This window comes from Streptomyces sp. NPDC127092 (assembly GCF_042722475.1).
Classification (GTDB): domain Bacteria; phylum Actinomycetota; class Actinomycetes; order Streptomycetales; family Streptomycetaceae; genus Streptomyces.
In genome coordinates, this window is record NZ_JBHXFE010000044.1 from 59,272 (window position 1) to 71,160 (window position 11,889).

Here is an 11,889-nt window from a genome sequence, read left to right on the forward strand (position 1 = left end):
GTATCACGACGCGGGGTGAGGCCCTGACCGGTTATCTGCTCCCGGGGCTCGCCGACGCGCTCGGCGTCGCCGACGTGCTCGGGGTCGCCGACGTGCTGGGGGTCGCCGACGTGCTGGGGGTCGCCGACGGGCTCGCCTGCGGCGTGGGCTTGGTGCCGCCCGTGCCGCCCGGTCCCGTCTGGAGCTTCGCTCCCGCCTCGGCGGCCCGCTGGAGCGCGTCCTGCAGGGCCTCCTGGGCCTTGCCGTAGGCCGCCCAGTCCTGCTTCTGCAGCGCCGCCTCGCCGTCGTCGAACGCCTTCTGCGCGTCCGCGATGGCCTGCTTGAGCGCCGCGTCGTTCGTGGTCGGCTGCGCCGGCGGCTTGGTGCCCGGCGGCTGCGTGGCCGGCGGCTCGGCGCCCCTGACCCCGAACACCGCGTTCAGCGCGGCCGTCAGGTTGTCCTCGAACACCGTGGTGTCCTTGGTGGTGTCGCCCTTCGGCTGGTCCGCGTCCACGTAGGACACCGCGACCTTCTTCAGCAGCGGGTACTGCGCGTTGCGGCCCTGCGCGTACACCGGCTCCACGTAGAGGAAGCCGCCGTCCAGCGGGACCGTCAGCAGGTTGCCGTAGATGATGTCGGAGTCGGCGCCCTTCATGTCACGGACGAACGTCGCCACCGACGGAAGGCTGTTGAGCTTGTTCTGGACCTGTTCGGGTCCCGGCACGTCCTCCGTGACCGACAACAGCCTTATGCGGCCGTAGTCCTTGCTGTCGGCGTCGGCGTCCACCGCCATGAAGGCGCCCAGGTTGGGCCGCCCGTTCGGCGTGAACGTCGTCGTCAGCGAGAACCTCTGCGACGTGTCCCCGGGCATCTTGATGCTCAGGTAGTACGGCGGGACCGCGTTGCCCTCCTTGTTGGTCGGGTCGTCCGGCACCTGCCAGGCGTCCGAGCCGCTGTAGAACTGCGCCGGGTCCTGCACGTGGTAGCGGGTCAGCAGCTCGCGCTGGACCTTGAACATGTCCTGCGGGTAGCGCAGGTGGGCGAGGAGGTCCGGCTTGATCGCGGAGCGCTCCTTGACCGTGCCGGGGAAGGCCTTCATCCAGGTCTTCAGGACCGGGTCCTGGGTGTCCCACTGGTAGAGGGTCACCGTGCCGTCGTACGCGTCGACGGTGGCCTTCACCGAGTTGCGGATGTAGTTGACCTGGTTCTGCTGGGCGACGACGGCGCGCTGCTGGTTGCCGACCGTCAGGGCGTCCGCGGTGCTCTCGCCCAGCGTGGTGCGCGAGGCGTACGGGTAGCCGTTGGTCGTGGTGTACGCGTCGACGATCCACTGGATCCGGCCGTCGACGACCGCCGGGTAGGCGTCGCCGTCGATGGTCAGCCACGGCGCGACGGCCTCGACCCGCTCCTTGGGGGTGCGGTTGTAGAGGATCCGCGAACCGTCGCCGATGGCCCCCGAGTAGAGGATCTGCGGCTCGCTGAACGCGACCGCGTAGGCCGCCCGGTTGAAGGTGTTGGAGAGGCTGACCCCGCTGTTGCCCTGGTAGCTGGTGGTCTTCTCGCCGTTGTCCTCGTAGTCGAGCTCCTTCTGGGGCCCGCCCACGATCGAGTACTGGTCGGTCTTCTCGCCGTAGTAGATGCGCTGCTCGTACTTCGGGAGCATGCCGGTGGTCGGCAGGCCCTGCTCCGTGAAGACCGGGGAGCCGTTGGCGTCCGTCTGGGTGCCGGTCGCCATGATGGCGCCGTAACCGTGCGTGTAGGTGAAGTGGTCGTTGATCCAGTTCCGCTTCGGGATGCCCTTGATGTTGAGCTCACGCAGACCGACGACGGTGTCCTTGCCGCTGTAGCGGTCCACGTCCAGGGTGAGCGGGAACTGGTAGTACTTCCGCTTCTGCTCCAGCTGCTGGAAGGTCGGCGAGACGACGTTCGGGTCGATCAGCCGGTAGCTGGCCGCCGTGTCCGCGTCGGTGCGCAGCTGGTCCTTCGCCTTCACCGTCGACTTGCCCGAGTAGTCCTCGGCCTTGGCGGAGTCGATCGCGTAGGCCTTGCGGGTCGCGTCGATGTTCTTCTGGATGTACGGCGCTTCCTTGGCCTGCTCGTTCGGCTGGACCTGGAACTTCTGCACGATCGCCGGGTACAGGCCGCCGATGAGGATCGCCGACAGCACCATCAGGCCGAAGCCGATCACCGGCAGCTGCCAGGTGCGCCGCCACAGGGTCGCGAAGAACAGCGCCGCGCAGATGACGGCGATGCAGAACAGGATCGTCTTCGCCGGCAGGTAGGCGTTGGCGTCCACATAGCGCAGACCCGTCCAGTTGCCGGTCGCCTTGAAGTCGCTGGACTTCACCGCGAGCCCGTACCGGTCGAGCCAGTACGCCACGGCCTTCAGGGAGACGAAGACGCCGAGCAGCACCGAGAGGTGGCCGGTCGCGGCGGCCGTCGCCCGGGCGCCCGGGCTGGTGATCCGCAGCCCGCCGTACAGGTAGTGGGTGAGGGCGGCGGCGATCAGCGAGAGGACGGTCGCGGCGAAGCCGAAGGCCAGCAGGAAGCGGTACCAGGGGAGGTCGAACGCGTAGAACGCGACGTCGAGCTGGAACTGCGGGTCCTTCTCGCCGAACTGGACCCCGTTCACCCACATCAGCCAGGTGCGCCACTGCCCGGAGGCGGAGGCGCCGGCGATGAGGCCGATCAGGGCGGTGACCGCGAGCAGCACCCACTTCTTGAAGGGCGCGAGACCCATCCGGTACCGGTCGAGGCTCTGCTGCTCCAGCGACATCGCGCTCAGCGGCGGCCGCAGCCGGTACGCCAGCCAGATGTTCAGGCCGACGGCCAGCGCCATCAGCAGGCCGAAGACCAGGAACAGGCCGATCTTGGTCCACAGGGTGGTGGTGAACACGGACGAGTAGTGGACCGAGCGGAACCACAGCCAGTCCGTCCAGAACCCGGCGAACATCACGAACGCCATGCCGAGAACCGCCAGGACGCCCAGCGTCATCAGCAGCGTACGGGCGCGCCGCGACGGCCGGCCGACTCTGATCCTTGGCCCGGAAGGACCTGTGCCGCCTCCGCGGTCCGGCATCTGGAAAGCCAACGTGCGCCCCTCGAGGTTGATGCGTCGAATGCGTCGATAAGCAGGCTCCGCGATCGTAGAGCCCACTGATGCAACTTACTGAGGCTTTACCTAGTTCCCGTCTTCGGGGGAAGAGGAGGCAGGATATTGCCCATGTCCAACCTTTCCCCCTCCGGCCCTCCGATGGCCGCGAGCCCCCTCACCCGCGCCGTGCTCGAGATCGACGAGTACGCGTCGGGCCTCGGCTGGGACCGGCCGGCCCGGCTCTTCGCCCTGGTCGACACCGCCCGGCTGCGCGCCCAGGAGCCCGCCCTCGCCTCGCAGCTGGGCGTCGGCGACGACGCCACCGCCACCACGTACACGCCGATCGAGCAGGACGAGCTGCCGCCCGGCAAGCCGCTCGACGAGTTCCTCGGCACCATCGCCTGGCCCGACGCCGTGGCCGGCTGCGCCCTCACGGTCGAGCGGCAGATGCTGCCGCCGTCGGCCGAGGCCTCCGTGCCGAAGGACCTGAGCGAGGCCCAGCTCGCCAAGTGGGTGGCCCGGCACCCGGACCGCCAGGAGGTCCGGATGACGGTCGCGGTGCTGCGGGACGGGGCGCGCGAGGCCGCGATCCGGCTGCGCGAGAAGGACTCGCCGAGCGAGGTCCTCACCGGACCCGACCTGGTTCCGGGGCTCGCGGACGCGCTGGCGGCGACCTTCGAGTCGTGACACCGGGGCCCGACCGGCCCCGGCCTTGATCCGCCGGCCTGGGCCGTTTCTTCCGCACCCGGCCAAGATTCGGAAGAGACGGCCTAGCTCTTGGAGCAGCTGGGCAGCGACTTCGTGTCGCCCTTGCGCAGCTTCTCCAGCGACTTCGTCGCGTCGTCGATGGTGTCGACCTTGACGAGGGTGAGGCCGGCGGGCGTGTCGGAGGCGGCGGCCGCGCAGTTGTCGGCGGGCGTCAGGAAGTACTCGGCGCCCGCCCGGCGCGCGCCGACCAGCTTCATCTCGATGCCGCCGATCGGGCCGACCTTGCCCTTGTCGTCGATGGTGCCGGTGCCGGCGATGAACTTGCCGCCGGTGATCGCTCCCGGGGTGAGCTTGTCGACGATGCCGAGCGCGAACATCAGGCCGGCGCTGGGGCCGCCGACGTCGGCCAGCTTGATGTCGATGGTGAACGGGAAGACGTGGTCGGTGCCGGCCTGGATGCCGACGATCGCCCGGTCGCCCTCCTCCGCCTTGGCGGTCCTGATGACCACCTTCTCGGTCTCGGTGGCGTCCTTGTGGGCCTTCTCCGCGGCGGCCGCCGCCTTGGCCGGGACGATCGTGAAGACCACGTCCTGGCCGGGGTCGCGCTTGGTGACCTGCTTGGCCACGTCACCGGGTTCCTTGACGGCGACGCCGTCCACGGCGCGGATGACGTCGCCCGCGTGCAGCTTGCCCTCGGCGGGGGTGCCCTTGACGACGGTGGCGACGACCACCCGGGTGGTCACCGGGATGTTCAGCTCCCTGAGGGCGGCGACCTTGGCGCTCTCCTGGGACTGGCTGAACTCCTCGGCGTTCTCCTGGCTCGACTCCTCCTCGGTCTTGCCGTCCGGGTAGAGGGTGTCGTGCGGGACGACGACGCTGTCGTGGGCCAGCCAGCCGTAGACGGCCTCGACCGCGTTCATCCGGTAGTCCGCGCCGGTGACCCGGACCGTCGTCATGTTGAGGTGACCGTCGGTCGGGTACGTCTTGCGGCCCGAGATCTGCAGGACCGGCTCGCCACGCGCCTCACCGAGGGTGTTCACGGTCGGGCCGGGGCTCATCTCCGAGTACGGGACCGGAAGGAGGACGCCGACGCAGAGCAGCGTGATCAGGACCAGGGTGGAGGCGAGCATCGTCGCGGTGCGGCGTGGCATGGAACGACAGTACGGGACTGGTCTGTGAGTGCACCCCTGGGGCGGTCCGTACGTGATCAGCCGGTGGTCGTCGCCGGGGCGGTCTCACGCTCGGGCAGCGCCGAAGCGGAAGCGGAAGCGGAAGCGGCGGTCGCGGGGCCGGGGGTGCCGGCGTGGGACCGCTCCATGGCGTCCCGGAACCGCGCGTAGCCCGCGAGCTCGGCGACGTCGCCTATCGTCTTGTTCCGCGAAGCCCAGCTGCCCCATATCGCCGCGCCGACGACGGCGAAAAGCGGAATCAACAACCAAGCCAGCACTGCCATACCGACCTCCCATCCCCAGTGGTCACCAGTGAGTTGATCAGCAGATTATTCATCCGCGGAATCAACGCTCACGCGAGGGGGCCGGTTACGCAAATCGGGCCGTTCGACTACAGGTGGTCGGCGTGGCGACTTGCCGGAAAGTGTGCGTTGGTAACCCTCGGGGGCGAGAGCCGGCGAGGGCAGGCTGAACGCTCAGCAGGCGCCGACCCACTCCTCGGTGCCGTCCGAGAACTTCTGGTGCTTCCAGATCGGGACCTCGTGCTTGAGGTCGTCGATCAGCTTGCGGCAGGCCTCGAAGGCCTCGCCGCGGTGGGGGCAGGAGACCGCGACGACGACCGCGAGGTCACCCACACGGAGGTCACCCACCCGGTGGACGGCGGCCAGGGCGCGGACCGGGTAGTCCGCCACCACCTTCTCCGCGACGCGGCGCAGCTCGGCCTCGGCGCTGGGGTGGCAGGAGTAGCCCAGCATGTCCACGTCGGCGCCGCCGTCGTGGTTGCGCACCGTGCCGACGAACAGGGTCGTGCCGCCCGCCGCGTCGTCGCCGACCGCGCGGAAGACCTCGTCGACCGAGAGCGGGGTGTCCCGGATCGCGAGGAGCTTGATCGGGTCGTCCGCGGCCCGCTCGCCGGGGTGGTCGCCGTGGGCGTGGTTCTCTGCCATGGCTCCATCGTGCCGTACGGCACCGACAGCGCGGAATAGCGCTTTCCGCCGGTGGCGCCCGACCCTCCGTAGGAGGGTCCTACAGGCCGCGCCGCTTCCGCATCTGCCGGACCAGGGCCGCCGTGCCGAGCAGCGCCACCGTCGCGCCCGCGGCGCCGGCCGCCGTCGCGTCCTTGCGGCCGAGGCGACGGCCGGCGACCGTGTGCCGGCCCTGCACCTCGTCCAGGAGCGCGGCGAGCACCTCCTCGTTGGTCCACTGCGGCCGCCAGCCCGCGTCGTGCAGCCGCCCGACGCTCACCACCCACGGGTGCATCGTGTACGCGAGGTCGCCCGCCGGGGACGGGGTCAGGCCGATCCGGTGCAGCCGGGCCGCCGCGCCCAAGGCCACCGCCGAGGGCAGCTCCATGCGCCGGATGCCGGACAGCTCCTCGACCTCCTCCTGCTCGAGCCAGCCGTCGCAGCCCACCGCGAACTCGCCGTCGACCTTCTCGAGGGCCGCGTACTCCAGCGCGCTGACCAGGTCGTCGACGTGGCAGAACTGCCAGGTGGGGCGCGATCCGGCGACGACGAGCAGCCGCGGCGACTCGAAGTAGCGGGTCAGCGCCGTGTCCGTACCGCCGACGAGGACCGCGGGGCGGACCACCGTCACGTTCAGGCCGGGGTGGGCGCGCGGGGCGCGGCGGGCGAGCCGCTCGATCTCCAGGAGGTCGCCGACGCCGGTGGCCTCGGCGGTGGCCCGCAGCTCGGCGTCCTCGGAGAGCGGGATGTCGTTGTCGGGCAGCGCGCCGTAGACCATCGCCGAGGTGCACAGCACCACCCGGTGCACGCCGGCCGCCGCCGCGGCGGTCAGGACGGTCTGGGTGCCGCGCACGTTGTACGCGGTGCGGGCGGCCGGGTCGGTCTCCAGGTCGAGGTCGACCGCGAGGTGCACGACGACGTCCGCGCCGCGCAGCTTCTCGGCGATGGCCGGGTCGCGCACGTCGAGGATGTGCCACTGCGCCTCGGACACCTCGCCCCGGCGCTCGTCGATCGCGATGACCTGCTTGACCTCCTCGGACTCGGCGAGGCGCCGGGTCAGGAGGTCGCCGACGCCGGACGCGGCACCGGTGACCGCGACGACGGGGCCGCGCGCGGCGGACCGGGTTGAGTGGTTTCGCGCTGCGCGAACCTGAGGGTCAGGGGAACTCACCGGGCGTCTCCAGCGGTTGTCTTCAGTACGTACCCGAATGACGCGTACGTACCAGGTGGCGTCCATCCTGCCCCAGGCCACGGCCCGGCGGAGCACCGAGCCCGGATCCGGTGCGGATGTCAGGTGGTGGCTCGCCGGTCGGGCCGGATCGGGCAGGGGCGTCGCGAGCCCGGCCCGACCGGTGAGCCACCACCTACGCTGGTGGTGTGGAGTCGGGGAGGCGAGCCGAGCCGAGAGCCCGCCGTCGGCAGGAGCCGGCGGCCTGACGAGCCGAGGAAACCTGTGAGTGACACCCCATTCGGATTCGGCCTTCCGCCGGAGGAGCCGGAGAACGGCGACGAAGGCAAGAAGAAGGACCCCGCCGGAGGTGGCCAGGGGTCCGGTGGCCAGGGCGGCAACCCGTTCGGCGCGAACCCGTTCGGTTTCGCCATGCCGGGCATGGGCGGCCAGGGCGGCGCGGACAATCCGTTCGCCGCGATGTTCGGCAACCTGAACCCGCAGGACCTGGGTGCGGCCTTCCAGCAGCTCGGCCAGATGCTCAGCTACGAGGGCGGCCCGGTCAACTGGGACATGGCCAAGCAGATCGCGCGCCAGGTCGTCGCCCAGGGCACGGCCGACGGCACCAAGGACGCCAGCGTCGGCCCGGCCGAGAAGGCTGCGGTCGAGGAGGCGGTGCGCCTGGCGGACCTGTGGCTCGACCAGGCGACCTCGCTGCCCTCCGGCGCCGGCACGGCCGTGGCCTGGAGCCGCGCCGAGTGGGTCGAGGCGACCCTCCCGGCCTGGAAGCAGCTGGTCGACCCGGTCGCCGAGCGGGTCGGCGCGGCGATGGGCGACGTGCTGCCGCAGGAGATGCAGGCCATGGCGGGCCCGCTGATCGGGATGATGCGCTCCATGGGCGGCGCCATGTTCGGCCAGCAGATCGGTCAGGCCGTGGGCGTGCTCGCGGGCGAGGTCGTCGGCTCGACGGACGTCGGCCTGCCGCTGGGCCCGGCCGGCAAGGCGGCGCTGCTGCCGCTGAACGTCGAGGCCTTCGGCAAGGACCTGGGCGTGCCGGCGGACGAGGTCCGGCTGTACCTGGCCCTGCGCGAGGCCGCCCACCAGCGGCTCTTCGCGCACGTGCCGTGGCTGCGCTCGCACCTGTTCGGCGCGGTCGAGGGCTATGCCCGGGGCATCAAGGTCGACACCTCCAAGCTGGAGGAGGCGGTGGGCCAGCTGGACCCGACCCACCCCGAGCAGCTGCAGGAGGCGCTTCAGCAGGGCATGTTCCAGCCGGAGGACACGCCGGAGCAGAAGGCGTCCCTGGCCCGTCTGGAGACGGCCCTCGCGCTGGTCGAGGGCTGGGTGGACGCGGTGGTGCACGAGGCCGCGAAGTCCCGGCTGACCTCGGCGGACGCGCTGCGTGAGACGCTGCGCCGGCGCCGGGCGACCGGTGGTCCCGCCGAGCAGACCTTCGCCACGCTGATCGGCCTGGAGCTGCGTCCGCGCCGGCTGCGGGACGCCTCGCGGCTGTGGGCCTCGCTCACCGACGCGCGCGGCGTGGACGGCCGGGACGGCCTGTGGGAGCACCCGGACATGCTGCCGACGGCGACCGATCTGGACGACCCGGACGGCTTCGTGCACCGCGAGCACATGGACTTCTCCGAGCTCGACAAGATGCTGGGCGAGGCGGCCAAGGGCGACTCCGAGGGTTCCCGGGACGGGGACGACGAGAAGTGAGCCTGCGCGACGACGCGATCCTCGTCCTGAAGGGGTACGAGGACCAGCCGGAGCTCCGTGACGTCTATCTGGAGCACCTGGCGGAGCACGAGGACGGCATGTACAAGCCGTGCACGGCCGGTCACCTCACCAGCAGCGCGCTGGTGATCGACCCCACGCGCGGGCAGGTCCTCCTCACCCTGCACCGGAAGCTGAACATGTGGCTGCAGATGGGCGGCCACTGCGAGCCGGGTGACCCGACGGTCGAGGCGGCGGCGCTGCGCGAGGCGACGGAGGAGTCCGGCATCGCGGGTCTGAGCCTGTTGCCCGGCGGTCCGGTGCGGCTGGACCGGCATCCGATCCCGGCGCCGTGCCACTGGCACCTGGACGTGCAGTACGCGGCGCTGGCCCCGGCCGGGGCGGCGGCGGAGATCAGCGACGAGTCGCTCGACCTGCGCTGGTTCGGGTACGACGAGGTGGCCGACGTGGCGGACACGTCGGTGGTGCGGCTCCTGGAGGGCACGCTGAAGCGCCTGTGACCCAGGGGCGCCTGTGAGGGCACGGGTAAGGGGCGGTCGCCATGGCGACCGCCCCTTACCCGTGTCCGCCGCGGCTCAGTTCCAGGCGTTGTTCTGGTTCTGGGCGCGCGAGCCGTGCTGGCCGACGCCGAACTGGGCGGCGACGCCCTGGCCGAGGGCGGCGTTCTGCGGGGGCATGACCTCGCTGGGCTGGACGAGGGCGTAGCCCTGGCCCAGGAAGCTGAGTTCCCAGCCCTCGCCGGTGTTGCCGCGCCGGCGCATGACGCTGCTGTTGACCGTCTGGGCCTGCATCTGCACCCGGAGGCCGGTGGACCAGGCGACGATGGCGTCCGCGTCGACGCTGACGTACTTCTCCGGGGTGACCTGCATCATCAGCGGCTGGCCCGAGGTCATCAGGGCGACCTTGCCGCGGCCGGAGATGTTCAGCTGGTACTTGCCGGTGCCGGAGATGCCGTACTGGCTGTCCACGGCGATGACCTCGGTGTGCAGCGTCGAGTCGAGCGCCAGCACGTACGAGCTGTCGACGGTCAGGCCCTCCTGCTCGACGTCCACGACGTGGATGTACTGCGCGAGGTTGGCGAAGTAGACCGTGCCCTGTCCGGAGCAGCGCATCAGGTCGAGACCCTCACCGGTGCGGGCGTGGGCCCGGCGCTGGTTCGGGGTCTGGTACTCGCCGTCGAAGTCGACGAGGCCCTGGTAGGCGACCATCGCGCCCTTGCGGGCCAGGATGTCGTCCGAGCCGCCCAGGGTGACCCGCAGCAGCTGCGGGTTCTGGATGACGTAGCGGTCCTGGCTCTGCTGTTCGGCGTGGTTGAAAAGCGGGCTCTGCATGGTGTGTTCTCGCTCCCCCTCAGCCCCGGACCCGCAGGCGGTCCGTGCTGTCCTCGCTCGGCTGTACGACGACGATGCCCTGGCCCGAGAAGGCCATCTGGTACGCCTCGCCGCTGCCCCGCCCGATGAGCGAGCCGGCCTTGAAGCTGCGCTTGCCCTTCACCTTGAGGGCCGGCGACCAGGCGACGAGCGCGTCCGGGTCGACGTAGGTCTCGTCCTCGCCGCGGCCGCAGTCGACGACGATCGGCGTGCCGCGGGAGGTGAGGGCGACCCAGCCGGTGCCCGCGATCTCCACGTTGAACAGGCCCTGTCCGGCGAACTTGGCGAGTCCCTTGACCCGCTCGACGCCCCACTGGAGGTGGGCGTCGAAGGCGAGCACGTTGGTGCCGTTGACGGAGATCGAGTCGTTCTGAAGGTTGATCACGACGACGTCGGCGCCGTAGTCGGCGAGGTAGAGCAGCCCGTCGCCGGAGCACTTCATGACCGGCGCGCCCTCTCCGGTGGCCCAGGCCTGCGCGACCTGGCGGAGGGCGGGCGGGTTGGGCTCGTAGCTGATGAAGCCCTCGTAGGCGACCATCGAGCCGGTGCGCGCGTACAGGTCCTGGCCGGAGGCCATGGCGACCTTCAGCATGGAGCGGCCGTGGTTCTCCATCCGGGCCGTGATCGGGGTCGGGGCGTAGCCCGCGAGTTGCTGGTTCATGGTTCCGGGCTCCCTCAGACCTCGTAGGGCTGGACGACGATGAAGTTCCCGGGGGCGCCCCGGAACTGGAGGTTCACGGTCTCTCCGCTGTGGCCGGGGTACGCGTTGCGGCGCAGCCTGACCTGGCTGGAGAGGATGACCTGGGAGGCGGCCGACCAGGCGACGACGGCGTTGCAGTCGGCGAAGGTGGTCGGCGTGACGGGCAGCACGACCGGGATGCCGTGGGTCTTCACGACGACGGTGCCGGTGCCCTGGAACTGCATGGTGAACAGGGCGCCGCCGGGGATGCCGTGGCCCTCGATGCGCCGGACCTCGTGCTGCAGCGACTCGTCGAAGGCGAGGACGTTCTCGGCGGAGACGCAGATGGCGTCGCCCTGGAGCTCGATCGGGTGCAGATGGGCGCCGTCCTCGGCGAGGAAGACCTGGCCTCGGCCGGTGCAGCGCATCAGCTGCATCTCCTGGCCGGTGGCGTTGCCGACGATCCGGCCGGTGAACCCGGCTCCCTTGTGGGCGAATTCGACCTTGCCCTGGTACATGACCATGGAGCCCTGCCGGGCGAGGACGGGAACGCCGCCCATGGCCAGGTCCACCCGCACGAGCTGCTGGTTCTGCGGGGTCCAGCGGGCGCCGGTCGCGGTCTCCTTGTACGGCGCGAGCGCGGCCGCGAGCCCGGCGCCACCGGCCGGGACTCCCTGGGGCACACCCGGCTGCTGCGGGAACTGGCCGGGGACCTGCCCCGGGACCTGACCGTACTGCGGCTGCTGCCCGTAGGGCGGCTGCTGGCCGTACGGGCCCGGGGCGGGCTGTCCGTAGGGGGCGGGCGCGCCGTGCGGGGGCGTCTGGCCCGGGACCTGGCCGGGCACCTGGCCGTACTGCGGCTGCTGCGGCGGCTGGCCGTACGGGCCCGGGGCCGGGGCGGGCGCCTGGGGTGCCTGCGGGGCCTGGGGCGCCGGAGGGGCCATGGGCGCGGCCATCGTCGGGGCGGCGTGCACGGGCGCGGGAGCCGGGGCGGGCGCGGGCGCGGGCGGGGCGCCGAAC

The 11,889-nt window shown here is 71.3% G+C and carries 11 protein-coding genes; 3 read left to right on the top strand and 8 right to left on the bottom strand.

Annotation, left to right across the window (positions count from 1 at the left end):
• Positions 1 to 31 precede the first annotated feature (31 nt).
• Positions 32 to 3,058, bottom strand: coding sequence for a UPF0182 family protein (locus tag ACFWJO_RS29920; protein ID WP_386870105.1), 3,027 nt, complete (start codon positions 3,056 to 3,058; stop codon positions 32 to 34).
• Between the two features lie 144 nt (positions 3,059 to 3,202).
• Here ACFWJO_RS29920 and ACFWJO_RS29925 point away from each other — a divergent pair, with 144 nt between their 5' ends.
• Positions 3,203 to 3,760: a PPA1309 family protein gene (locus tag ACFWJO_RS29925; protein ID WP_386870107.1), complete on the top strand. Its 558-nt coding sequence runs from the start codon at positions 3,203 to 3,205 to the stop codon at positions 3,758 to 3,760.
• Between the two features lie 83 nt (positions 3,761 to 3,843).
• Here ACFWJO_RS29925 and ACFWJO_RS29930 read toward each other — a convergent pair whose 3' ends face one another.
• From ACFWJO_RS29930 to ACFWJO_RS29945, 4 genes are all read right to left on the bottom strand, one after another.
• On the bottom strand, positions 3,844 to 4,932 hold the full coding sequence (locus ACFWJO_RS29930; protein ID WP_386870109.1) for a PDZ domain-containing protein: 1,089 nt from the start codon (positions 4,930 to 4,932) through the stop codon (positions 3,844 to 3,846).
• A gap of 56 nt (positions 4,933 to 4,988) precedes the next feature.
• Positions 4,989 to 5,234, bottom strand: coding sequence for a hypothetical protein (locus ACFWJO_RS29935; protein ID WP_386870135.1), 246 nt, complete (start codon positions 5,232 to 5,234; stop codon positions 4,989 to 4,991).
• A 192-nt stretch (positions 5,235 to 5,426) separates the two neighbouring features.
• Positions 5,427 to 5,897 (bottom strand): molybdenum cofactor biosynthesis protein MoaE, encoded by a 471-nt coding sequence (locus ACFWJO_RS29940; RefSeq protein ID WP_386870111.1) that lies wholly within the window; start codon positions 5,895 to 5,897, stop codon positions 5,427 to 5,429.
• A gap of 79 nt (positions 5,898 to 5,976) precedes the next feature.
• Positions 5,977 to 7,086, bottom strand: coding sequence for an SDR family oxidoreductase (locus tag ACFWJO_RS29945; RefSeq protein WP_386870113.1), 1,110 nt, complete (start codon positions 7,084 to 7,086; stop codon positions 5,977 to 5,979).
• A gap of 282 nt (positions 7,087 to 7,368) precedes the next feature.
• On the opposite strand from ACFWJO_RS29945, the gene ACFWJO_RS29950 reads away from it, so the two are divergent.
• On the top strand, positions 7,369 to 8,802 hold the full coding sequence (locus ACFWJO_RS29950; protein WP_386870115.1) for a zinc-dependent metalloprotease: 1,434 nt from the start codon (positions 7,369 to 7,371) through the stop codon (positions 8,800 to 8,802).
• A complete protein-coding gene (locus tag ACFWJO_RS29955; RefSeq protein ID WP_384423339.1) occupies positions 8,799 to 9,320 on the top strand; it encodes an NUDIX hydrolase in 522 nt (173 codons plus the stop codon). The genes ACFWJO_RS29950 and ACFWJO_RS29955 overlap by 4 nt, the downstream gene beginning before the upstream one ends.
• 75 nt (positions 9,321 to 9,395) lie before the next feature.
• Here ACFWJO_RS29955 and ACFWJO_RS29960 read toward each other — a convergent pair whose 3' ends face one another.
• The 3 genes from ACFWJO_RS29960 to ACFWJO_RS29970 all read right to left on the bottom strand — a co-directional run.
• A complete protein-coding gene (locus ACFWJO_RS29960) occupies positions 9,396 to 10,151 on the bottom strand; it encodes an AIM24 family protein (protein ID WP_386870118.1) in 756 nt (251 codons plus the stop codon).
• 19 nt (positions 10,152 to 10,170) lie between these two features.
• The gene (locus tag ACFWJO_RS29965) at positions 10,171 to 10,851 is read right to left on the bottom strand and encodes an AIM24 family protein (protein ID WP_384423611.1); all 681 of its coding nucleotides are present in this window, start codon (positions 10,849 to 10,851) and stop codon (positions 10,171 to 10,173) included.
• A 14-nt stretch (positions 10,852 to 10,865) separates the two neighbouring features.
• Positions 10,866 to 11,889: AIM24 family protein (locus tag ACFWJO_RS29970; protein ID WP_386870120.1), on the bottom strand; the 1,024-nt coding region annotated here is incomplete at its 5' end.